This is a genomic window from Haladaptatus pallidirubidus (genome assembly GCF_020700235.1).
Lineage (GTDB): Archaea > Halobacteriota > Halobacteria > Halobacteriales > Haladaptataceae > Haladaptatus > Haladaptatus pallidirubidus.
Map to the genome: position 1 here is coordinate 1,588,181 of NZ_CP085301.1, position 23,156 is coordinate 1,611,336.

The 23,156-nt window shown below is 51.0% G+C and carries 26 protein-coding genes and 1 tRNA gene; 8 read left to right on the top strand and 19 right to left on the bottom strand.

Annotated features, from left to right (window positions below; all coding sequences use genetic code 11):
* The first annotated feature begins 339 nt into the window (after nt 1–339).
* Nucleotides 340–681: a hypothetical protein gene (locus tag LIX15_RS08725; protein ID WP_227773356.1), complete on the top strand. Its 342-nt coding sequence runs from the start codon at nt 340–342 to the stop codon at nt 679–681.
* Here the strand turns inward: LIX15_RS08725 and LIX15_RS08730 are convergent.
* From LIX15_RS08730 to LIX15_RS08760, 7 genes are all read right to left on the bottom strand, one after another.
* The gene (locus tag LIX15_RS08730) at nt 660–1,142 is read right to left on the bottom strand and encodes a DUF3995 domain-containing protein (RefSeq protein WP_227773357.1); all 483 of its coding nucleotides are present in this window, start codon (nt 1,140–1,142) and stop codon (nt 660–662) included. The two genes, LIX15_RS08725 and LIX15_RS08730, sit on opposite strands and share 22 nt — an antisense overlap.
* A gap of 51 nt (nt 1,143–1,193) precedes the next feature.
* Entirely contained in the window at nt 1,194–1,661 is a 468-nt protein-coding gene (locus LIX15_RS08735; protein WP_227773358.1) for an SRPBCC domain-containing protein, read from the bottom strand.
* 75 nt (nt 1,662–1,736) lie between these two features.
* Nucleotides 1,737–1,901, bottom strand: a complete 165-nt coding sequence (locus tag LIX15_RS08740) for a glycine zipper domain-containing protein (RefSeq protein ID WP_227773359.1) — start codon at nt 1,899–1,901, stop codon at nt 1,737–1,739.
* Nucleotides 1,902–2,195: 294 nt separating this feature from the next.
* Entirely contained in the window at nt 2,196–3,335 is a 1,140-nt protein-coding gene (locus tag LIX15_RS08745; RefSeq protein ID WP_227773360.1) for an acyl-CoA dehydrogenase family protein, read from the bottom strand.
* A 115-nt stretch (nt 3,336–3,450) separates the two neighbouring features.
* Nucleotides 3,451–5,019 (bottom strand): long-chain-fatty-acid--CoA ligase, encoded by a 1,569-nt coding sequence (locus LIX15_RS08750; protein ID WP_227773361.1) that lies wholly within the window; start codon nt 5,017–5,019, stop codon nt 3,451–3,453.
* Between the two features lie 280 nt (nt 5,020–5,299).
* Entirely contained in the window at nt 5,300–7,669 is a 2,370-nt protein-coding gene (locus tag LIX15_RS08755) for a TRAP transporter permease (RefSeq protein ID WP_227773362.1), read from the bottom strand.
* Between the two features lie 21 nt (nt 7,670–7,690).
* The gene (locus tag LIX15_RS08760) at nt 7,691–8,773 is read right to left on the bottom strand and encodes a TAXI family TRAP transporter solute-binding subunit (protein WP_227773363.1); all 1,083 of its coding nucleotides are present in this window, start codon (nt 8,771–8,773) and stop codon (nt 7,691–7,693) included.
* A gap of 168 nt (nt 8,774–8,941) precedes the next feature.
* Here LIX15_RS08760 and LIX15_RS33975 point away from each other — a divergent pair, with 168 nt between their 5' ends.
* Nucleotides 8,942–9,058, top strand: a complete 117-nt coding sequence (locus LIX15_RS33975; RefSeq protein ID WP_486327116.1) for a DUF8118 domain-containing protein — start codon at nt 8,942–8,944, stop codon at nt 9,056–9,058.
* Nucleotides 9,059–9,321: 263 nt separating this feature from the next.
* Here LIX15_RS33975 and LIX15_RS08765 read toward each other — a convergent pair whose 3' ends face one another.
* The 7 genes from LIX15_RS08765 to LIX15_RS08795 form a co-directional block, all read right to left on the bottom strand.
* Nucleotides 9,322–9,552 carry a ribbon-helix-helix domain-containing protein gene (locus LIX15_RS08765; RefSeq protein ID WP_227773364.1) on the bottom strand — a complete coding sequence of 77 codons (231 nt, stop codon included), beginning with the start codon at nt 9,550–9,552 and terminating at the stop codon, nt 9,322–9,324.
* Nucleotides 9,553–9,813: 261 nt separating this feature from the next.
* Nucleotides 9,814–10,365: a hypothetical protein gene (locus tag LIX15_RS08770; protein ID WP_227773365.1), complete on the bottom strand. Its 552-nt coding sequence runs from the start codon at nt 10,363–10,365 to the stop codon at nt 9,814–9,816.
* Nucleotides 10,362–11,687, bottom strand: coding sequence for a divalent metal cation transporter (locus LIX15_RS08775; protein ID WP_227773366.1), 1,326 nt, complete (start codon nt 11,685–11,687; stop codon nt 10,362–10,364). The genes LIX15_RS08770 and LIX15_RS08775 overlap by 4 nt, the downstream gene beginning before the upstream one ends.
* Nucleotides 11,680–12,411 carry a TenA family protein gene (locus tag LIX15_RS08780; RefSeq protein WP_227773367.1) on the bottom strand — a complete coding sequence of 244 codons (732 nt, stop codon included), beginning with the start codon at nt 12,409–12,411 and terminating at the stop codon, nt 11,680–11,682. The genes LIX15_RS08775 and LIX15_RS08780 overlap by 8 nt, the downstream gene beginning before the upstream one ends.
* Nucleotides 12,408–13,073, bottom strand: coding sequence for a thiaminase II (gene tenA, locus LIX15_RS08785; protein ID WP_227773368.1), 666 nt, complete (start codon nt 13,071–13,073; stop codon nt 12,408–12,410). Before tenA ends, LIX15_RS08780 begins: the two co-directional genes overlap by 4 nt.
* A 65-nt stretch (nt 13,074–13,138) precedes the next feature.
* A complete protein-coding gene (locus tag LIX15_RS08790) occupies nt 13,139–13,300 on the bottom strand; it encodes a hypothetical protein (protein WP_227773369.1) in 162 nt (53 codons plus the stop codon).
* A gap of 278 nt (nt 13,301–13,578) precedes the next feature.
* Nucleotides 13,579–14,016 carry a DUF5518 domain-containing protein gene (locus LIX15_RS08795; RefSeq protein ID WP_227773370.1) on the bottom strand — a complete coding sequence of 146 codons (438 nt, stop codon included), beginning with the start codon at nt 14,014–14,016 and terminating at the stop codon, nt 13,579–13,581.
* A gap of 891 nt (nt 14,017–14,907) precedes the next feature.
* Here LIX15_RS08795 and LIX15_RS08800 point away from each other — a divergent pair.
* Nucleotides 14,908–15,285, top strand: coding sequence for a hypothetical protein (locus tag LIX15_RS08800; RefSeq protein ID WP_227773371.1), 378 nt, complete (start codon nt 14,908–14,910; stop codon nt 15,283–15,285).
* On the opposite strand, the gene LIX15_RS08805 is transcribed toward LIX15_RS08800, so the two are convergent.
* Together LIX15_RS08805 and LIX15_RS33630 are read right to left on the bottom strand one after the other, a co-directional pair.
* Entirely contained in the window at nt 15,282–15,704 is a 423-nt protein-coding gene (locus tag LIX15_RS08805; protein ID WP_227773372.1) for a hypothetical protein, read from the bottom strand. The genes LIX15_RS08800 and LIX15_RS08805 overlap by 4 nt on opposite strands.
* 93 nt (nt 15,705–15,797) lie before the next feature.
* Complete coding sequence (locus LIX15_RS33630; RefSeq protein ID WP_425556763.1) at nt 15,798–16,010, bottom strand: hypothetical protein; 213 nt, start codon at nt 16,008–16,010, stop codon at nt 15,798–15,800.
* 115 nt (nt 16,011–16,125) lie between these two features.
* Here LIX15_RS33630 and LIX15_RS08810 point away from each other — a divergent pair, with 115 nt between their 5' ends.
* From LIX15_RS08810 to LIX15_RS08820, 3 genes are all read left to right on the top strand, one after another.
* Nucleotides 16,126–17,073 carry an acetamidase/formamidase family protein gene (locus LIX15_RS08810; RefSeq protein ID WP_227773373.1) on the top strand — a complete coding sequence of 316 codons (948 nt, stop codon included), beginning with the start codon at nt 16,126–16,128 and terminating at the stop codon, nt 17,071–17,073.
* A 46-nt stretch (nt 17,074–17,119) separates the two neighbouring features.
* Nucleotides 17,120–17,572, top strand: a complete 453-nt coding sequence (locus tag LIX15_RS08815) for a DUF389 domain-containing protein (protein ID WP_227776874.1) — start codon at nt 17,120–17,122, stop codon at nt 17,570–17,572.
* Between the two features lie 541 nt (nt 17,573–18,113).
* Entirely contained in the window at nt 18,114–19,382 is a 1,269-nt protein-coding gene (locus LIX15_RS08820; protein ID WP_227773374.1) for a DUF7504 family protein, read from the top strand.
* Nucleotides 19,383–19,573: 191 nt separating this feature from the next.
* On the opposite strand, the gene LIX15_RS08825 is transcribed toward LIX15_RS08820, so the two are convergent.
* Both LIX15_RS08825 and LIX15_RS08830 read right to left on the bottom strand, forming a co-directional pair.
* The gene (locus tag LIX15_RS08825; protein ID WP_390185051.1) at nt 19,574–20,419 is read right to left on the bottom strand and encodes a mechanosensitive ion channel family protein; all 846 of its coding nucleotides are present in this window, start codon (nt 20,417–20,419) and stop codon (nt 19,574–19,576) included.
* A gap of 545 nt (nt 20,420–20,964) precedes the next feature.
* On the bottom strand, nt 20,965–21,204 hold the full coding sequence (locus LIX15_RS08830) for an amphi-Trp domain-containing protein (protein ID WP_227773376.1): 240 nt from the start codon (nt 21,202–21,204) through the stop codon (nt 20,965–20,967).
* A gap of 110 nt (nt 21,205–21,314) precedes the next feature.
* On the opposite strand from LIX15_RS08830, the gene LIX15_RS08835 reads away from it, so the two are divergent.
* On the top strand, nt 21,315–21,452 hold the full coding sequence (locus tag LIX15_RS08835) for a SprT-like domain-containing protein (RefSeq protein ID WP_227773377.1): 138 nt from the start codon (nt 21,315–21,317) through the stop codon (nt 21,450–21,452).
* A 383-nt stretch (nt 21,453–21,835) separates the two neighbouring features.
* Here LIX15_RS08835 and LIX15_RS08840 read toward each other — a convergent pair.
* Nucleotides 21,836–21,909 (bottom strand) — tRNA-Thr (locus tag LIX15_RS08840).
* 801 nt (nt 21,910–22,710) lie between these two features.
* On the opposite strand from LIX15_RS08840, the gene LIX15_RS08845 reads away from it, so the two are divergent.
* The gene (locus tag LIX15_RS08845; protein WP_227773378.1) at nt 22,711–22,992 is read left to right on the top strand and encodes a hypothetical protein; all 282 of its coding nucleotides are present in this window, start codon (nt 22,711–22,713) and stop codon (nt 22,990–22,992) included.
* Nucleotides 22,993–23,156 lie beyond the last annotated feature (164 nt).

The window sequence follows — 23,156 nt, forward strand, 5'->3', positions numbered from 1 at the left end:
AGAAAGTCCACGAATACATATCGTTCACCATGCCAAAAGAGAATGTTTCTACGGAAAGTACACCCTAAATTGGCTAACTGAGGTACTCATTGTGACTATTATACATAACTTCACCACATAACAAGCCGTGGATTCAGCGTAGCACGTTCCACCACCCCACCCACATGTTCTCCGCTAATCGGAAACCCACGTCGGATGCTAAACCACCCGATGCTGACTTTTCATCTGCGAGGCTCGAATGACCGAATGAACACAACCATCCGCAGCCCCTGAAGCTGCCGAGACGGCACAGCAACGCGCACAGGCCGAACAGTTCTCCTCCGACCTAAGGCCCCTAGAATGGTCGAGGTCACCAATGAGAGCCACGAGAAGCCCACAGACCACCAGTACATAGTCTCCACCGACGATGTGACTGAAAAACTGATGGCCTGTACGTGTCCACATCACGTCCACCGCAACGCCTACTGCAAACACATGGCCGCCGTCGAAACCGCGACTGACGACGGGTCGCTTGAGGCGTTCCCTTTGGAGGAGACGATGCCCAACCAGAAGACTGTAACTGCGATGGCCTCGACGGCTTCCACTGCTGGCCGTACGTGCAAACGGGACAGAAGGAACTGCCGAACTAACCATCTACTTCGGACTATTATTTCGATTCGTCACCGGGAGCGTCGCTGGTAGTTCCATGTCGCCACACAGAACGCAATACCACCGAGGAGCCACCATGGACCCCATAAAAATGTCTGCCAATGAGCCGTTGTCCACGCTGCAGGAGCGGGAAGACCAATGAGACCATTCTCGGTGAGTGCCCCGTGAATGATGAAATCGCTTCCATGGACGACCAGCAGTACGCTCACACCCCATGCAGTAACAAGCACCAGCCGGCGGGGAAGCAACTGACCCCATGACTGAACGAGTGCAAGTGCGAGTACACCACCACCAAGTTTCAGAATGCCAGTAAGCCAAAGGATTGTAATGAACCAGGGTTCACCCGCGAGTTCCTGACCGAGTGAGACAGTGTCGACTCCGGCCGTGCCACCGAATGCCCAGTAGAAACTCACCGCAGCAAACACAATCATCCACGCGCTAGCTATATATCCAGCATAGGTCGATGGAACACCGTTACCAAGTGGTTTCTCCATATCTCTAAATTTTCAGGGATAGCTTGCACGAAATATCTGTCTATTTTAGCGTTACGGCGTCGAATCGTGGTCGGTGGAAGCGTGTTTCTCTGCGCGCTCAGCAAGCGCACGGTTCATCTCCTCATAGGCTCGCCAGGAATTATCGTCAGTGACCAGGGGAGCGAGTATTCCCGAGCGGCGTTCATGGTTAATGAAACGGGTGCAATCGTCGTCGAGTGGTTCAAGGTGGAACGTGTGTCGTCCTTCAAATATCCACGAGAAGTACAAAGAGCCGACCCATCGGAGCGTACGCCTTGGTTCGATATCAGTGACGGTGACTGTCATAGTTACCATTCTGCTCGATGATTCCGTACCCTGGACGTGAATCTCGATGGTTGCCTGTTCCTTGAGGTCACCACTCGCCTCCGTAATGTGCGGGTTCCATTCCTGATATGAATCGAGGTTGGTAAGAATCTTCCAGACAGTTGCTGGTGATGCATCGATTTCGATCTCAGTACGTATTGTCTTTGTGTATGTCATATATATCTTCAATGAGGCCGACGACCCATGCTGCATACCATAGGTGGAATTGCCACCACCAGTGTAATGTTGTTTTCAGCGCCAAGCTGATCCCATTGCAATTCCTAGAACCAGCCCAACTGCGATCCCCATTGGTATGTTATCCATCGCAACTCCGATGCCGGCTCCGAGCGCGATCCCAACTGCAATCCCAGTTCCCATCTTCTTCTCTGATCTGTTTTCATCTTGATCTGAAGACATAGGGCTTCAATTTGTCATACCACCTAATAAACAGGCCGTATCCACCGACCAGAGAGTGTGCTCAAACGCGTGAGTAACTGAAACGATAGCGAGGACAAAACCATCTGCGGCCCGTGACGCTGACGAGACGGCACAGCAACACGCACAGATGGCAGACGATACAACGTCGGAGAATTGTGACTGTGACGATCTTAATGATTTCCCGTGTGGGAGCGTGTGAAAATGAGCTGTAAAGACTGCATAATCTAATTCCATTTCAATAGCTTCGTTTCGGATCAGTGAGGGATTAGATTCCTACAGCAAGCGGTCAGCTATAATATTTTTCTGTATCTCGCTTGTTCCTTCGTATATTTTCGTGATACGAGCGTCGCGGTAGTACCGTTCGACTGGATGATCAGAGACGAACCCAGCACCACCGTGTACTTGGATCGCCTCGTCGGCGACATCAACGGCGTGTTCGGAAGCGAAGAGTTTCGCCATGCTGGCAAAGCGAGCGGCGATGTCATCATCACCATTCTCAACCTGGGAGGCGGCGCAATACGTTAACGATCGTGCTGCCTCAACATTGGTTGCCATCTCAGCAAGCTTGTGCTGGATAGCCTGAAACTCACCAATGGGCTGATTAAACTGCTCACGTTCACCAGCGTAGTCCAATGCGGCATCAAGGGCTGCTTGAGCGGCTCCGACTGCCTGAGATGCGACGCGGGTGCGACCGTGTGAGAAAAAATCCATTAACTGGTAGAACCCTTTATCCACCTCTCCAATGACATTCTCCTCAGAGACCCGAACATCGTTGAGGATAACCTCTGCGAGGTCAGAGGCACGGATACCGAGTTTATTATCTATCTTCTCGGTAGAGAATCCGTCAAGATCTGTCGGTATCAGGAAAGCGGTGATACCACGATGGCCCTTGTCTGGGGAGGTTTTAGCCATCACAAGACCGACATCGGCCACGGTTCCGTTCGTGATCCACATTTTGTTACCGTTGAGCACATAACTGTCGCCGTCGGTCTCGGCGACCGTCTCGATACCAGCAACATTCGATCCATGTGCTGGTTCGGAGATAGCGGAGTACGAGACTGCTTCGCCAGCTGCTATTTTCGGCAACCATTCTTCCTTCATCCACTCATCGCCGTACTTAATGATCATGTTCGTCCCAAACCCGGCGCTCCCGACAGCACTTCCAATCCCTGGGTCAGCTCGCCAAAGCTGTTCGGTCACGAGCACTGCCGATAGAAGTCCCATCCCTGCACCACCGTACTTGATTGGGATATGCGGGGCGACAAAGTCGTACTTCGCTGCCTTCTTGCGGATTGCTTCAGGGTAACTTCCCTTCTCGTCATGTTCTTTTGCGACTGGGGCGATTTCGTTCTCGCCGAACTCACGAACGGCTTGTTGGATGGCACGATGTTCATCAGATAGCTGATACGCCATATCAATAAGATCGAATTCCGTTGTAAAGTAAATTCTGATACATTAGAAACAAGACATCTGCGATCAATCCTTGGCGATCAACGGTAGCGAGGATCGTCGGCACGATGGACGCCGTTTACTCCTTCTGTCGGAGAGCGTACTTCTGAACCTTGCCGGTTGTGGTCCGTGTCAGTTCCTCACAGAACTCTAGGATGCGTGGGTGTTTATATTCGGCCAAGTTGGCGAGAACGTACTCGCGGATCTCGTTTTTGGTCACGTCGATACCTGGTTCATACCCTGGTGCTGGGACAATGAGTGCTTTGACTGTCTCACCACGGCGGTCGTCCTCTATACCGATCACTGCCGCGTCAGCGACTGCCTCATGTTCATAGAGAACCTCCTCTACTTCGCGGGGGTAGACATTGTAGCCGCCAGAGATAATCAGGTGCTTCTCACGGTCGACAATGTAGAAGTAGTTGTCCTTATCCCAGTAGCCGAGATCCCCCGTATGGAACCAGTGCTTTCCGTCTGCTTCAGTAAATACTTGGTCGTTCGCTTCGGGCAACTCGTAGTATCCAGCCATCACGTTTGGCCCGGAGACAACCAGTTCGCCAACCACATCGTCAAGTGCGACCACATCCTCGTCAACCGGCCCTTCCGCGACACGTGGAAGTTCCTCAAATTGTTTGTTAACAATCTTGGCGTCAACCGTCTCGATCGGCTGGCCGATGCTACCCTTCCGGCGGGCATCTGGTTGGTTTGCATGAGTGACCGGGCTGGTCTCGGTCAAACCATAGCCCTCGAACAACTCAGCACCAAACAGGTTCTCGAACCGCTCGAGAACCTCAAGCGGGAGGCTGGAACCACCAGAGTTGACGAACCGTAGTGACGAGAGGTCAACGTCATCGGCGTTGGGCTGGTTGATCATGTCATTGAACATCGCTGGGACACCATACATAACGGTAATGCGGTTGGTCTCAATGCAATCGAAAACCACCTGGGGATCCCACTCGGCAACTGGGTAGTACGTCGCACCTGTGAACACGGCAGCGTTCATGACAGCGGACATTCCGTAGATGTGGAACAGGGGAAGCGTTCCAATCAGCCGGTCATTTGTGCTGATAGGTGGATCAAGTAATGTCATATTCGACCGTGTATTAGATGTAAGATTATAGTGGGATAGGAGAACCCCTTTTGGAGCTCCTGTGGTTCCCGACGTATAGGGCTGGACAGCGATATCGTCGTCTTTCCGTTCAACGACCTCTTTCGTCTCGTCGGCCAAGAACGACTCGAAGTCTGTCCCATTGTTGACCATTTTCCCAACGGTAACAACCGTTTCAACGTCAGTATCTGGCTGAATTTCAGTAACCGCCTCAACGTTCCCGGAGAGCGTCACGACGACTTTCGCGCCGCTGTCGGCGAGGAGATGACGAATCTCCTGTACCTTGTACTGAGGGTTCATCGGAACGACGATGCTCCCGTTGCGGAGCGCGCCATAGAACGCGGTCACAAATTGCGGCAGATTCGGAAGATAGACCGCAATCCGGTCATCTTCACCAATCCCCTGGTTAGAAAGGGCAGCCGCAAACCGCCCAGTTCGATTCCAGAGGGTTCCATACGTGAACTCAGTACCGTCGAACGAGATGGCCACCGAGTCAGCTGTAGATTCAACTGTTTCTGCAAATGTTGTGACAATGTTTGTCATGGCAGTATCGAATAGTCTCGGCCTCAGAAGAAAAATTCCCCGATTATTCAAACAGAATTGCACAGTTGGTTTTCCAGCGGAGTCGGCAATCAGCCGATGCAAGGTCAACGAGAATTTCCAACGAACAAATTCATACTCGTTAACCATCTAACATAATGATTGGTTGCTTCGATTTTACGGTGAGAGTGGATCGTTACCGAATAGGCCGTCGTTTTGTTATAAACCGATTTAATACAAACGAAATTTAATAATAGAAAATGTTTAGTTGGTGAACAAATACTCAGCGGTCTCCAACTTCTGCTCTGGGTGTGACAGCACTTGGGAGTCGGTCTATATGAGCGAGGCTCAGCCCTAAAAGGGCGAGCACCGCCGTTGCCAACTGTACTGTCGTCGCGATGCCTCCGCCGACAAATTGAGAGAGTACCGATCCGTACATTGATCCCAGCGCCAGTGCGAGGTAAACGAGCCGATGCGGAAGCTGGAGCACATGCCGACCATCGAACCCGATGGTGACGGCAGTCAATGCGACGACTCCAATAAAGACGCAGAATGCGGCTATCGGCGTCCCGGTCAGTGTCCAAGTAACGAGGCTATCGTTCGCGACAAGCGCAAATGGGATGAGAAATCCGGCGGCGCCGATTCGAAGTGCCTGTTTCGCAGAGACGAGAAATCCGCTGTTGGCGATGCGCGAGGCAACGGCCACCCCGACGGCAACCGGGGGCGTGATCGCCGATAGCATCGCGAAGTAGAACACAAAGAGGTGTGCCGTTATCTTCGCGACGCCGAGCTCCTGGAGCGGCGCGGTTAATAAGGCTGCTACCAGGACGTAGGCGGCCGGAGTTGGCATCCCTAGCCCGAAGAGGATGCTCGTAAACATCGCGAGGAACAGCGCAATGACGAGAAGGCCGCCGGCCAGCGCAACCATTCGGAGGCTGATTTTCCCGGATAGGCCGGTCTGAGTAAGCATCTTAATGATAACCCCCATCGCTGCAAGCACGCCAACGAGCGGAGCCATGTCGAGCGCACCCTGTTTGAATCCGCGGAGGGTCTTTATTGTCGTTACAAACAGCTGTCGTGGGACGGTAGTTACAGGCGAGCTAGAGTCACTCACCGCCCCGTCGTAGCCAGCGATCACCCAGTCATCGTCGGACGTGCCGGCTATCAGTAGGAGAGTGAGGTCACGGACGTACATGACAACGATAAGTGTCACCACAGTATATAAACCGGTGGCTAGTGCCGACAACTGCATGACGGCCAGCGAGTACACGAGGACTGCCATTGGAATGAAGAAGTATCGACCGTGGCAGAACCCCGCAACGGCGGTCTGTAGATCCGACCAACCACCCTCATCTGACCCGGAGGTCAAGCTATGGACGTATCGACCGAAGAGGAGCGCCACTAGAGTGACGGCACCAGCGACGAGCAGCGAGAGAGCGAAAATCTGACGTGCCAGGTAGAAAGCGCCGACAGAGAGGGCGAAGTAGGTGGCAATCAGAAACGCACTCTTGCTGAAGATGACCTTGAGCAACCCACCGGTGCCATTGGCCTTTTCGCTAATCCACTCATAACGAAGAACCGCGAACTGAACCGCAATAGTCACACTGAAATAGAATAAGAGCGCGGGAAAGAGTCCGGCCTGGATAATGCGGAGATAGGGAACACCAATGAAATCAGCCATCAGGAACGCGGCGACACCCATGACCGGTGGCATGATCTGCCCGCCGCTCGAAGCGACCGCTTCGATGGCGGCCGTGTAGTCCTCTCGTACACCTTGGCGTTGCATCATCGGGATGGTGAAGCTCCCGGTTGTCGCGGCGTTAGCCGCTGCACTGCCGGTGATAGAACCCATCGCCATCGACGAGATGACAGCGACGTGGACAATGCCGCTGCGGAGCTGTCTTCCGAGTCGCTGACTCAATTCAAGGATAACGTCTAGAATGCCGTAGGCTCTAGCCAGCCCAGCGAACATGATGAAAATGGCTACGTACTTTGCACCGGCCTGGGTTATGAATCCGTACACCCCGGAGCGCTCGATCTGGGTTGCACCGTACAGCGTCACGTCTCGCAGCCCCAGACCTGTATGATTGAGAAAGCTAGGGAAATACGCACCATACAGCGCGTATATGATGGAGAAAACACCTACTAATGCGATAGACCAACCGTAGGCCCGACGTGTGGCGTCGAGAACGATTACGACGACGATGAGCCCTAGGGTAAGATCGGTGTTCGAATACCCGAGGAGTATTGCGTTGCCCGTCAGTCGTCCGTACTCCGTCACGAAGTAATAGCCTGTGATTCCTGTGATGATCGCCGTTATGAGGCATATGATTATATCGAGCTGAACGTAGCGTAGTTGAATAGACTCGTTGAATCGACTCAGTATTGAACCGTCGACCACAGATGAGCCTTTTGTCAGCCGCTCAAAAGCCAAGTGTAAGTAATATAGTGCGAGTCCAAGGTGAAGAAATATCATTCCGTGAATAATTTGCGTGAAAGGCCGGGCCCAAGCGTAATAGATAGTGTAGGCTGTCAACCCAACTGCGAGAAGAACCACAACTGACAATAAGGCCTTTTCTGGGGTCGAACGCGCAGTGAAGGACTCCTGCAGGCTACGGGGCGAGGTCGTCGGATCGTCGGTAGTTTCAGTCATAACTGGATGAACGAAGGTGTTCTACTGTGAGGACTTCTTATTGGTTTTTCCCCGTTCGAACTCCTTCGACCAGAGCCCCTTCTCCTCGTAGAAATCTGCAGCGGCGGGGTGGAACGGGAAGTCTGCGTACGCGTTCTTTACCCATGCATCGCGTGTGGCCATTGGTGTAAGGAGCTTAGTCTGCTTTTGAAGCTTCTTGCGCTGTGTCCAGAGCGTCTCAAGGAATGAATAGAGCGTGTCGTAGTCGTGATCCTCACGAACAATGAAGTTGTATGCTAGCGTCGGGGTGCTGAGCGTCTTAGGCTTGTATGCGTAGTTGTCAAACTGGCTCATGTCAATGTCTGAAATAACGATGGCCGGATCGGCCTCTAGTTTCTCAACGGTTTTCTTCGGCCAATTAAGCACGCGGAGATTAACTGTGCTTTTCATCTGCTGAAGCCATCCTGGTTCGGTAGAGAGATTCACGTACGTCGCGGCACCGACGTCCAGTCGCCCCTCACTCATTGCACTCGCCTGATCACCGTAGCTCACACTTGATCGTTTGTAGTCGTCTGAAACAAAACTCAGTGCGTGTTCAAGCATCTCTGCAGTTCCGGATCCATTTGGAGTCGGCGAAACGTTCGAATTAACCTTGATATCCTTCACGCTCTTCCAGCCATTGTTCGCCGTCGCCAGAAACCACGCTAGGTCGTATAGGTGGAACACCTGATGCGGTTGGTATTTGAGGTTGTTGAATGGTTTTTCATTCTGGCGTATCTTATTTGCCGTCCAATTCTGGATGTATGCGATTTCTGTTTTCCCATTGATGACTTCCGAGACGTTCCTATTTGTTCCCTGACTTGGTCGGGCATCGACCGATATCTTAGAATTTTGGCTGACAGCCGAGGCAATGACCTGGCTCATTGAGTAAGCCGACGTCGTTTCAGAGGCAGTCTTCATTACCATCTTCCCGTTCGCTCCGGGTTGCTTTGAACTTCCTTTCGCTCCATTTTTGCTTCCGAAACATCCAGCCAGTCCCGTCAGGCTTGCCGTTCCAATTACTCCGGCGGAACGTTTGAGAAACATTCGTTTCGCCACATTCGGGCTTTTGGCATGATCTCGCATACCAAACTGTTAATCTTTCATGCGTTAAATATGCTCCCATGATAGTAACCATACTGAATTTTACTTTTAATTTATTAATCTATATAATGGGAAGTTTCCTCGAACATATCCATATACTGGATTCAATGACTTCTGCGATCCACCTCACTCCCATCGGACGACGAGCGTATCAGTAGCCCATACACTGGCTACAACAAGTATGGAAACGTCGATTACAATTACTGGAAGTGTGACGGATATGGCGCAGAAGCCACACGGGAGAGCGCACTCTCCGACTGCTGCTAACCCATTTACTCTTCCATTTATGTCACGTCAAACGACGCTGTCCGATGTGACTGCCTAGCGAACGCGTGGATAGTTCGACCGGATACGCGACGACACCCTGCCGACTGACCGCGACCTGCTCGACCGTACGTACCAGCACGCGGTGGAAGTAGCACCAGAGTACTCCCCAGACCAGTCAGTCGAAACAATTGAATCGAAAAACTCGATCGTCTCATTAAACTCGAAATGGAAGGCAGTCTTAGCTCCTCTTCCCGAGAGGAGGGTTAGAGCGGATCGTTGTATTGATTGGCCGGATCCTGTTGCTCATCGACAGCTTGCGTAAACAGATCTTCATCCAACTCCTCTTCGGATTCATCGCCGGTTTCCTGGGCCGATAACCCCAGTGAGAGAAGTTCTTCGATCGCTTGTTCTCGATTCAGAAAATCACCTTGTTCGATAAGGCGATCAATGTCACTCTCGATACGGTCAGGCAAGGCTACCTCAAGCGTGACCATAGACACAATCTGTTCTAGAGACAGATTAACTCTCGGGCTACTTTCTCGATGCGTAGTAGTGCTATTTCTCGGTTCTTGCTGTTTTTATTCTCTTCCTGACAATCCCTGGGATCCATAAGTACAATCCATCTGCAACCCGTAAGACTGACGGCACAGCAACGCGCACAATGAGAACTCTTCAGCTTCAATGTTGAACCTTCGAGCTGACCGGAACTTCCATATTAGGCGGTCAGGCCAACTTGTGAGAGAGATCTTGTCTATCTACTCTAGTGAAATCGTTCGATCGGCCCATTCATGGAGAATTTCTAGAGCCTCACGTTCGCAACGCGAGACTGGGTCGTCTGTTCCGAGTTCATTGCTCTCAAAAGCGTTCATCACTACGCATTCTGCGTGTGCACAATAGGTCGTGAACTTTTGAAGATCAGATCCCGCGTGCTGAAACGGTATAGTAGAATCATTGACAAATACTACACGAGGTTTGGGAGCCTCATCGAGAATTCGTTCCGCTCGCTCGGCATTGTCGCGGGCTAGTGCGACCGACTCCTCATCAGTTTCGCTGTCGGTTCGAGGAGCGTGCGCATCGAGGATGGCGCACCACACCCCATCTGGGATCGTCGTATAGCGGTCAAGCCTGCCGCCAAGCAGGCATCCATTGTGTTCGACCTCCGGCGCAAATTCCAGAACGACGACTCCCTCAACACTCTCAGTTTCAATCCAAGCGTTGAGTGCCAAGGCGGTGAGCCGAGTCTTGCCGACCTGAGAGGGGCCAACAATTAGGGTTGAACCAGAGAGTGGAAAGTTGACGTCGGTCACGTGACGGCTGCCTCCTCGTGCATATACTTCCCGATCAGCAAAATTGTCGCTATCCCGATGACGATGGCGAATACCAGAACAAATCCCGACAGCAAATTGATACCACCTGAAATCTGTTCACGGACGAAGTTCGCCGCGAGCGACCCGGAGACGAAAAGTAATGCCATACCCCCACTGTTGGCTAAAACCGAGTTTGATTCAGATACTGCCTCGGAGTTCAGGAGGTACAAGACGACAGCGATGGCGAACGGCGTCCCCACCGTTCCGAGCGCGAGCACAAGCACGAGCTGCCCGATGACTTCTCCCCCAATGAATGCGCCGAGAGCAGACAGCAAGGCGACTGCGGCGAGTAGAACCCGATACCGGGAATCTTCTACCGTTGTCCCCCAGCCAAGTTTGTCTGCGACGAGGAACGGCGGAACGATCGTGTTTCCACCGAGCGTTGAGACCGCCGCACCACCGAGCCCAAATAAGAAGAGCCATTTTGCACTCGACCCAATGAGCGGACCGAGTGCCTGAGCCGCACTCACGGTCGTCAGGTTGGGGTCGGTAATCACGCTAGCAGTGACAAGAAAAATTGCAACGCTGTAGATACCGAACGCAATGAGCATCGAGGCAACGATGTCGAAGGTTGCGAGGCCATACTCACGGTCAGTCCATCCGCGGACTCGCATCGTGTAAGAGTGCATTGTGATCAATGTGATATGAACCGCACCACCTAGGATGCCCGCCGCCACAACCGCACTACCAGATGGAAGTGATGGGACGAGTCCTCGAGCCGCATTCCCGAGGTCAAGCGGGACGACGTACAGTGACGCGACAAATGTGAGGACAACCGCAGTGATGAGGAGCTTCACCACGAATTCAATAAAGCGATACCCTCGCCCTGCGAGACCGATAGCGAGAATCAACGCCCAGGTTACGCCCCATATCCTGGCATCGATTCCCGTTATTGTCGAGGAGACGGAAGCGACAGTATTCATGATCACGAGCTGTGCGACGCCAGCTGCGATCACCACATCGATAACGAGGACCCAAGACCACCATCTCCCAAGGTACTCCTCAACGATATTGACGATTCCTTGCTGGGAAAGGAGACCCAGACGCATCGCAAGATACTGCGCGAGCGCACCCGCGACCGCGGAGAGAACTACGACCCACAGCAAGGCATAGTCAAAACGCGCACCTGCGGCGATTAGGCTCGCCATCGTTGCAGGTCCTGCAGCGATTGACCCCGCAACCCACGACGGTCCCATCTCGCTCAGATAATTGCGAACCGTCCCTCCTTCGACGGCGGTCACATCAGTTGGCGTCTCAGTCATGTTTACGTTGTTCGTACGCCGTTTCGAAGAAGGCGACTTCAAGTGACACAATTCGTTGGAAGAGCCGCTCTATCCGTCGCTGACGGCGAGGTGATGCAGCTTTTCCTTCCCGATCGAGTTCATTTCGGAGCCACGTAACGAAGGCCCTGAATTCCTCGTTAGCATGGAGGTCAATCCACTCCATGAGATAGAACTGTGCGGGTGAATCATCTTTGACATGGGTGGCCCATTCCAAGTAGGTCCATTCCGCGGGAACAAGAACTGCAAGCGTCTCGGCGTAACTGCTTTCTCTCGCCGCCCGCTTTAGGAGATCTTCGAAGGCCTGCGTTGTAGGCGTCAAATCAGGATCGACGTACTCAGTTTTGGGGACGTCCAGTGCCTTGAAAGAACGTTCGAAGTAATCGTTTTCGTCGGCAGTGAGTATCTTAAGAAAGTCGACGAGTCGTGACTTCGATTCCATAGTCGGTGCATCTCCAACAGCGTGTCCGAAGACGCCAACAAGCGTCTCGACGAAGGCGTAGTCTTGTACGAGATACTGTTGGAAGACTTCATCGTCGAGATCTCCCCTTCCAAGTTCACGCGTAAAACGATGGGTCGTTGCATTTGACCACTTGGGTTCCGCACGTTTACGAAGCCAGTCTGTGAATCGAGGTGTCTCGTGCACCTTGGTATACTCTTTAAAGGTCTCGGGAATATTCGCAGCCCCGGTATCATGGCGAGTCATACTGACCATTCCTCCTGTCGCCAAGCGGCATCCCAGAAGTGATACTCGTAGCGCCCAGACGTACGAAACAGATCCCGAAAGCGGTCGCACTCGGCCTCGTTTTTGTCCTCAGCCACGTCATCCATCAACTCCATACACCACGTCGTCAGTTCCGTGAACTCATCGCCTGCGTACATCTCGATCCACGCAGCATACCGGTCATCGTTGGGTAATCCCGCCTCTGCGAGTCGCTTTCCTGTCTCGTTAAAGCCCCACATACAGGGCAAGAGTGCAGCCACGAGATCGCCGAACGTCCCTGTCGACGCGGTACGAACGAGGAAGTCAGTATACGCCCTTGTAGTGGGCGACGGTTCAGTAGCTTCTAATTCCCCTTCTGAGATGTCGAATTCAGCCGCATACTCGCGATGTAAGTCCATCTCTGTGTTGATCGTCGAATCGAGGAGTTCGGCGAATGTACCCATCCGTTCGAGGTCGGGTGCCTTCGTCACACCCTGGGCGAATACTCGCGCGTAGTCGATCAAGTAAATATAGTCTTGTTTGACCCAATATCTAAATGGTTCTTTATCAAGGGTCCCTGCCCCTAACTCTTCGACTATTGGATGTTCCAGGATGGCATCCCAGATTGGGTCGGCGTCTTCCTCGAGATTACTCGTAAAGCTCATAGCTAGCGATGAGCTCCCCGTGCCAATATAACTTGGTAATATAATCTAGTTATGGGTGTGATTACTCAGTTTATTAATACCCCCCGGCCGACGAATTCTCCTTCGATGTCGAAGCCCTCGGTCTGGTCGACGTCACCAATGAAAACCACGAAAAGCCCACAGACCACCAGTTCATAGTCTTCACCGACGATGTGACCGAGGAACTGATGGCCTGTACGTGCCTGCATCACGTCCACCGCAACGCCTACTGCAAACACCTGGCTGTTGTCGAGAACGCAACTAACGACGAGACGCCCAACGCATTTCCGTCGGAGGACAAAGACGATGCCGAACCAGAAGACTGTGACTGCGATGGCCTCGATGACTTCCCGTGTTGGTCGTGCGTGAGGACAGGACGAAAGGATCTGCCGAACGAACTACCGCTTCCATTTTTACCTATATCACATCAATCTCTTTCTCGAATAGATAGCAAACAGGTAAAGTGACGGTTGATCCATAAGCTGCACTACGTAGTAGGGTGTGACGCGTTTCGATTGCCAAACTTCGTAGCTAACCAATCACCGATTGCGCCTCCGATGAGACCCAATACAGCTCCGATGGCCAAGATAGCCAGTGCAACCACGGGGACGACGATAAACGTAAAGACAATTGCACCAGACCCAAGCCATTTGGTGGCAATAGTAGAGAGAGGATTGAACGCCATCAACAGTGCTGGAGTGGCACCAATAGCTCCAGCACCGATACCCGTACGATATATCCTCAGTGCGTTACGTTTCGCCAGATAACCTGCAATTATTCCCCCAATGGTCGCCATTATGAGCGAGTAGATCTCTGGTTCAAAGAACCAATTGTATCCAACAGTCAGTGGAATAGATATGATTCCACCATTAAGTGCGTATTTCCACTCTGACGACGTCCTATTTGTTTGATTGAATTTCACCATACTATATGACCTAGGTTACACATGGGGTGGGAGTACTATCAACATGCGTACGTTCCGTGTCTTTAATAGACGAGAACAAGTAAGGTGACGAGTTCACCGTGCGGATTTATCGGAGGCGAACTCCACTAAACTGAGCGCCTTTTAGAAGAATTGAGAGTCCCAGTATATAATGAGGATAGACGCCCACAAAGCGCCAGCACGGAACGTAAACGCGAAGAATTGGATCGCGATAAACACCAAGAGGAATCCGATAAGAAGCGAGATAAGCGACACTTCCGTCAGTCGAATTGGACCAAGTGAATAGGGTAGGTGAGTAAGAGAGCGGTCCGGTGCCATATCATGTTATGCAACACTCATCGATATGACGCCCGCTAGTTATTTATTCTTACCACTTTTATTTGGAATATGGATTCAAATCTCTTCATAACTGGATTTACGTTTTTCTGGCTCCCTGCTCTCAGTACACTACTCCTAGGATACTGGGTCTATCTTGATGCCTCCATTCGGGGTAGCGACGCAGCTCTTCTTTGGGCCGTCTGTTGTACCGCATTTCTCCCGTTGATTATTGGATACCTGCTCCATCGCAGTGAGATCGGAGGGCGTCCTGAGCCAGCTAACCGCCGCGAACGCATTCTTGGCACATACCTCGCTGCCCACGTTTTTGCCGCTCTCATCGTTACATTAATTCCGCAGTTGCAACTGTCCAGACCAATGTTTTATTTCGGCGCGTTACTAGTCGGATTGCTTCCTGGCTATTGGCTCGTCTGGAATCGTGGGTGGGCTCAACTTCGGCGTGAATTTGGATGGAGTCATCCCTCTGAATCAGTAACCTGAGGGAGTTCGTCTCATTGGTTTTGAGAATAATTTATTTACTATATTGACTATACCCGAATGGCTGTTCGTGGCACCCTGGCTCTCCGGATCTTCTTCTATGCAACGGTCGGTGTCGCCACTATCGGTACCGGTCTGGTGATAAGCGATCAATTACTCGGCACAACTTACTGGCCGAATACTGCTGAGTATGGGCAGAACCTCTTCATTTTTGCACTTATGATCTATGTACTGACTCCTGATCGTGATATCACGGAACGATGGCAATGGATTGCCACTGTCTCGCTATCGGGAAGCATCTGGCTGATGGTGATTGCTGCCTATACTGACTTAGAGAGCATCCTGATTGTTGTATCGTTCATACTGATTCTTCTTGGAGTCAGGGTTGGCGCCCATAGGAAATACCGACAATGGGCAAATCCACCAGCCCAACACTAGGGGACGTTGGTGGATAACCGGAAAAGACCCATCCCGAGTAGTCCACCCAGTGTCCCAAGAACAGCGGCAACCACGGATCCAACACTGATTGCCCACAGAATCCGGAACGGAAGGCCTGGCATTTCACCAGTGATTCCCATGCCAGCGAGATGGATGCCAAACCCTGCTGCGAGCGCAAAGGAAAATATCCAGACGCGCCGGAGACTGTGATCATTGGCAGCAAGTACCTCACTGCCAACAAGAAGACCGATCGCAAAATACTCTAAACGAAGAAAATGGAATATAGTCAAGTCAAACCATTTTACCACAGAGAGAAACCCAGCAGAACACACAAACAGTCCAATTGCAATGAGGACGGTCCGAAAGTGATCTCGTCGGTCAGAACCCGTGGTGAGCGATCGGCTTTCGCTAAACAGCATACCCGTATCTCGTCGAGAAAGAAGATGAATGTTTGCGAGACTGAAAATCGATTTTCAGTCATCACGTGATTCTGTGCTTACCGAACACATCGTTCAGTCTTGGGATGCTTGCCACCAAAGAGCTAGAAGAACCACAAAGCCACCAATGAAGAACGCAATCCCTGTTGGCCACCCAGTTGGCTCCGGTTGGCCACCAGCTGCGGTCTGAGCCATGAACGGAAATCCCTCAACGAAAGTGTGCACGATTAGACTGAGAAGTGCAAGCGCACCAATCGCACCAAAGAACCGTTTGAGTAACGACCGAATCCCTTGCGTGCGTTTTCACCCCCGACAACAAGGGAGAGCGCTATAAAGTGCACCAATAGGTAGTACTATTCACTGCGATTTTATATTAGTCGAGAACACACCACGACCCGTACAAATGGCTTCCGACCACCACATTACATCATTAGATGAGCATATCCATACAACCTGGAGTCGTGATCACGAACCAGTTCAAACAATCGAGTCCAATGATATTGTGACATTTGAATGCCGCGATGCAACGAACAACCGGTTGGACGCAACGTCGACTGTTGCCGACGTGTATTCCCTCGCAGACGATTCCACTGGTCACCCATTAACTGGGCCTGTCGCCGTGGCTGATGCCCAGCCAGGAGATATACTTGCGGTCGAACTTCTCGAATTCCAGCACGAGGGGATTGGCTTTTCGTACTTTTACCCCGGTGAGGAGAAATTGGGATTGCTCCCCGAGGATTTCCCCGACCCCGGTCTGCACGTCTGGGAGCTCGACGACGATATCGGGCGGTTTACCAACGGAATTGAAGTCCCGCTCGCTCCGTTTCCTGGCAATCTTGGCGTTGCACCCGCTGCAGAGGGGAAGCATAGCACGATCCCACCACGTCGTGTCGGGGGAAATCTCGATGTAAAGCATCTCACAGCAGGTTCGACGCTCTATCTACCAATCGAAGTTGATGAGGCACTGTTTAGTATCGGCGACTGCCACGCTGCCCAAGGCGATGGCGAAGTTTGTGTTACGGGTATCGAAGCGTCGATGACAGTAACCGTGCGGCTCCGACTCATCTCGGATATGAACATCGAACAGCCGCAGTTTGAGACGGCAGGACCCTTCTCAGGTGGTGACGAGTGTATGTATGCGACGACTGGTATCAGCGACAATTTGATGGACGCGACAAAGAAGGCCACTCGACATATGATAACTTATCTGCACGAGCGCCACGACTTGACACGAACGGAAGCATATCTATTATGTTCAGCAATTGTTGACCTGAAAATCAACGAGGTCGTCGATAAGCCGAATTGGGTCGTCTCGGCGTACGTTCCCCGATCGATCTTCCCGAACCGATAACACCGCAGGTTCTTGCGCTTGGCTCAGGGGCAGCTAGTGCGCTCTCATCGCCGGCGCAAGTGCACCATTGGTTGGAGTGATGATTGCAGCCACTCTCATTCCACCCGCTGCTGTAGTCGGTCTCGGAATTGCCTATGGTGATCCCGTGCTTGTCGTAAGCGCTAGAATTCTCGTGTTGGTCAACATTCTCTCGATCAACTTCGCCAGTTTGGCTGTGCTCTCGATACGTGGCTATCGCCCTGATCACTGGTTTGAAGAGGATCTTGTTCGGCGTACTACACTCAAACGAATTGCAGTACTAACCCTGGGGGTTATTGTGCTCTCTTCCTTTCTGGTGGTCACGTCGGTCGATCTCCAGCGGAATGCGAAATTTGAATCAACGGTCAAAACAACTGCCGAAGAAAGCGGACTCACCGTCCTGTCGATGGATGTTGAGTCAAACGAAACTGTTCTCTCGCCATCCCGATCAAGTTGTGCTACGAGTCGCAACGAACAATGACCGGGCTGCAAATGCACTTCGTCGGTAAATTAAACACCAAACCAATATCGATACCTCCGTTGTCATCATCCGTGAAAACGTTAAGACATCCACAGATGACCGGATACAGCCGACGGCTCTGGTACCTCCCAAGGGGTTGCTGCAGTAGGAGTTTGTCCCTGTCTTGCTGGTGGCTTTGACATCAATTGAGAAAGAAATGAGGATATCTTCGACATTTCCTGTTTTTATCACTCTATCTAATATCGAATTATACGAGCGTGGGAATAAAAACCACAGTAGTAAAATTAGCTCCTGCCAAGCATGTCTTGGAAACAGGAAGCCCAGTTCGTGCCGCACGAAGCGTGTAGGGCGGGGTAGTTCACAAGATGATTTTGAGAAGTGAGACCAACTACTGATGCAAGCGTCACTAAGGATCGCAAATGCAGTATGGAAATCCCAAGTCTATTAAAGGTAATACTTACTCAGGTACCACAAAGAGTCAAGATACCACAGCTCACACCAACAAGCTTTCAATTGTGCAACGCGATAGACCTATACTCCTATGACCAGCGAGCAGCACACGATACGCGAGATCTTCCAGCCAAAGCATTGTCAACACTTCAGTTCGACCGAAGGAACCACCGATACCCTCAGTATTCAGCTTAGTGAAGCTATGGGAACTGTTCTGGATACCGATCCACGCACACTTGATCCACTTTACAACGTGATTAACCCCGAAGCCCTCAACGAAATATTTACTTCTAATCCTTCTCACCAATCCTCAACTGAAGTCATCTTCTCATGGCAAGATCATGTGATCCGAATTCAACAACCAGATGAGATCTACATTACTAACGAGCCACTCGTTCCAGAACTTGACGCAGATCTTCCATTGGCGACTGAATTCGCTGGCGCCCCATTCGGATCAACAGATGCGATCTCATACGAGTATGCACCAACCGATGATCTCGGGACAGAGGTTGTCCTCACTGTTGCTAATGCGATTGGCATTAATTCTCAAGAGATGACAGAACGACTCGCCGATCGGATCAACACAGATGCGCTCAACGAGCTCTTCCAGCCTTTGGCTGACGGTACTCCGCGAACAGATGGTTATGTCTCGTTCGGATTTGAGGGGTACTTCGTCACCGTTTCAGGAGATGGAGTGATTACACTCCAGTCTGAACTTGCACAACTCAAAGAGCAGGGTGGGAACATTTTGGTCGTCGGGGACGTTCCTAGTGATGTTTTCAACGCTGAACGTGCCTATCTCATGAACGATCCTGATTCGATCCGCCATGATTTAGTTGCTTTACTCGATCGCACTCCGACCGCCTTTCAACGCCAAGCGACACCAGTTCAGCCAGGGCCGAGCAACATTGAGATCTTTGATTATCAAACAGCAGTACGATCAACAGCTGCGCCAACAAGCAGTCCACAAGAAAAAGTCCAAATTACACCGATCAGTGGAACTCTGACCGATCTCCAAAACACCCTCATTCAATCAGTAGCAATGCAGGATGATCTCATAAGAGATAATCGATCTACTGATATACAGGTCTACGTCGACTCACTACAGCCAGTGATAGAAGCGACATCGATCGACATAGGGTCGTTTTTAACTCCCATCGGTCGTGCTATTCGCGGTGTTGAGGGACTTGGCTATTACACCCTTCCGCATGATCGGGACTCGCTTGCAGTACATGAAATTGAACCCATATTCGACGCAGTAATTGAGCTTCGTGTAAGTGAACGCGGTCCCAAGCAACGATGGATTCTTCCACAAACAGGATATACGACAGAGTGGTTCACAATAATCGAGCGTAGGTAGCGAAACGAAGTGTAATTTCACCATTTGATAGTTGCTATCGTCTTCCTGTGCTCCAGATGTGATTGCTGCCGGACGTAGTGATTTGTTTTAAGATATTTCTATGAATTCGTCATCGATATTTTCGATCATGTATCGGCGAAAACTAGTAAAATAGACTCTTTGTTAGAAGAATGATGTCAGGTCGTATCAAGTTACTCCGAGATCTCAACCGATCCTTCGAGCGTTCGGACTGGATACGGCATATCGATTGCCTCGGCATCAAGCCGCTCTTTCACTGCCTGCACTAATTCTGACCGAATTCGCGTGAAGTTCCCTCGCCCCGGTTCACCAATCCAGAACCGAGTTTGCAATCCAACATACGAATCAGCGAGTTCAGTCACCCGAATATCGGGTGTTGGGTCTGCAAGAATCTCTTCGTGTTTTTGTGCCTCGTCGAGAATCACGTCTTTTGCGTGATCGATATCATCATCGTAGCCGATCCCAAAGACGAATTTCTGCCGGAGTTTGTCATAGGCAACTGGATTCTTCACCGCATCATTCGCCAAATCATCGTTTGGAACCGTAATTCGCTCATTATCGAACGTTCGCACCCGGGTCACACGTAGGTCGATATCCTCGACCTCTCCCTCGCCGTCACTCCATTCGATCCAATCCCCAATCGTGAATGGCCTGTCTTTGAGGATAAAGATTCCAGCAACAAAGTTACCAAGGAGTTCCTGTGCAGCAAACCCGATCGCGAGGACAATAGCACCAGCAAATACACCAAATGCGGCAATCACCCCACCAAAGCCAGCGACCGTGAATGCGAGGGCAATGGCAAGGACCCAAACGAGAACCCCAGCCACATTCTCGGCGAGGCTCCGAACAGCTGGGTCATGTCCTTGCTCTTTTAGCACTCGGCTAATCAATGGAATGAGGACGCTCCGCCCGATCAAGTACACGACAACGAGTGTTACGAGGAACAGTGCAGCGGGAATGACATAATTACTGACAATAGACGAAGTTGAGAGTGTGTTACTTGCCTGCAGTGGGATCATCGAACCCCTATCCAACACTAAATTCAGTACCATGATTCGAATCAACAATCGAAGAGCCGTTTTATGAACGTTTTGCCCACATTATTCTTCGGACCTTTCATTACTCTCGTTCCCCGCACTCAAATTTCGTACTGCTCGCCATCATCAGTTGTCGTCGTTTTCTTGATTAGGTCGATCCGTCATCGACTTCAAGAATGCTTCATCGGTTGGTGTTTCCATAGATTCCATTCGCTCATAGTGTCTGAATACTCGTTTACGAAAGAGTCGAAAATATTGAGCATCTCATCTCGAGTGAGTGATCGTTGCCGTGTTTCTGTCTGTTCCTGCTGTTTCCGTTTGGTCTGCAAGGGCGGTGTTCAGCACTGCTCCAATGAGCAATACTAATCTGCTGAAATAGAACCACGTAACCAAGAGGAACAGACGTTAAGCGCTTTTGCTGTATCTCGGTTCAGACTGACTAGACGACCGATATACTATTTTGAACTGATAAAATTATATTATAGTCATGTTTTATTTCAATTTTAATCATCCCTACAATCGCTCTGCTATTCGGGTTTCCAGTCCAGTTTAATGGTCACTGATTCACGACTTCCGCGAAGTACGGATGACAATTCTCGAGTGCCGATTTCATAGGCCACAGAGTCTGCTGGTGAGAGCGTCACCGTTTTGTTCCCGACATCGATGTTGGCGTCTCCACCTTCTCGAAATTCATCTGCAATTGCTTGCAATCGATCAGCGACTTCTTCTCGCGAGATTTTCTCCTCGTTGAGTATTTTTTCAGACATCGTGAGTAGCTATCTCAAATCACTCGGTTAGATGTTTTGGGCGAGTAGTTCGGTTCCAAGCCACTGTCTGGCGTCACCAACGAATGATTGCTGGTTGAATATACTAGATAATGCAATCGCTGACCTGGAAGGCCTATGAACAACACGGCTGGGACCAGTTCAGAGCAACCGCGCGCCATGAAATGATTCACGCCTGGCAGTACCACGAGTTCGGTGAAGCCAATCACGGAGCAACATTCACCCGCTGAATGGACGCCCTCGATACCTCGCAGCACTGCGAATGCTTCACTGCACCCAAGTGGGAGTTCGTGTGCGAGGACTGTGGCGGTCGGAGTGCTCGGTATCAACGCTCGAAGATGGTGTGCAACCCGGAGCAGTACAGCTGTAGCAAGTGTGGTGGGTTGCTTCGTGTCGGGGAAGGCAATAGTCACTGGCTGAATTCCGTTTACGTAGTTCTCGCGCCAAAGAGGAGATACGAGGAAGGTTTTCACGGACTATCGCTTTCTACTTGAGCCACTTCCATCGCCCTTGTTTGAAATGTAGAAGGCGTCATGGTTAGTAACTCATACTAACATCAGACAATCCTCGCGAAACTTTCCCCGTTCTCTAGAAGCGGAAAACCCGGAGTGAAAGCCTTAGGAGAGATTTGAACTCTCGACCGACTCCTTACAAAGGAGTTGCTCTGCCAACCTGAGCTACCAAGGCAGTTTCTTCATCTGGCTCTCCCGGCAAATGGGTTTCCCTTTCAACTGCATTGGTGGCACTTCTCGTTAGAATGTCCCCGCTGTAATTGATTTTGTCGCCGCGCCCGAACGAACCGTTAGCTTGCCGCTCAGCTTCATTACAATGGAAGCCCCAATCACTTATCCGTATCGCAGTCTGACACACTACATAAATGCTACCCGAAGATTTTCAGCAATCACAGTCGGAGAGTACTGACGATCAACCGGCGATCGATTGTGATGCATGCCAGTCTGCTCTCTACCCTGATAGTCAGCAGGCCGTGTCATTTCTCCTTCTGGATCACCTTCGAATCCCTGTTCTCGGTTGTAATGACCATCTTGAGCAGTTCACATCGATCTGTGGACTAACCTCTAACGACACAGCGACGCTCCTCCATCACCACCCCGCTGGTGGTATCTCGTGTCCTGGCTGTCGGTTTGCATCGTATACTGCGGCCCAATCCCTAGTCCCTGTCCAAGAGGGAGCAATTGTACCCATCGCATGTCCAGAACACCAGTCGAAGATTATTCAGCGATTCCAGACAGGGCTTCAGACACACCAACAGCTAACGTCTGGTCTCGGTACGACTACTGGCTCCTTACTGTGAATTCTAGCGTGCCCCCGAGAACAAATAAGACTGCAGTAGGGATGAACGATATACGTCGGCAGTAAGACGGCGTGTACGGTGGCAATCTACGACTACCTCATTGTAGACGAAATAAGGATCATTTCATCAAAGAAGAAACCAGAACCTACACAACAATTCCCATTATCAGTGCCTCTATGACACAAACCGTCAACGAACTCCGCAATGAAATTCGACAGACTGTCGGGAGATACGAACGTATAGAATCGACGGCTTTCACCAAAGAAGCCCTTGCAGCCCTCTGTACGACTGTGAACTACGATATCGACACGAACAATCTGCCTTCTAAACCCCAGATGCGGGCTGGTATCCTGTGGAAAATCGGCGAACTGGACGACGATAGTCCAGACCAGACTTCACAACCATTTCGGAAAACAGAGTTAGAAGCGATTGTAACTGCTCTGCAAGACGACGAGTGACTTTTCACTCATCCGCCAGCAACAGTGGTTTCAGTCGCGTTCTCAGATAAAAGATCGACTTGCTGTTCGTCCATTTCCTTACAGACGAGCACACGAAGTCCTTCTAACTTGTCGGGGTGATCCTCGTGATTCGCTTACGTTGTTTCTACGTAGCAGAGACGGTC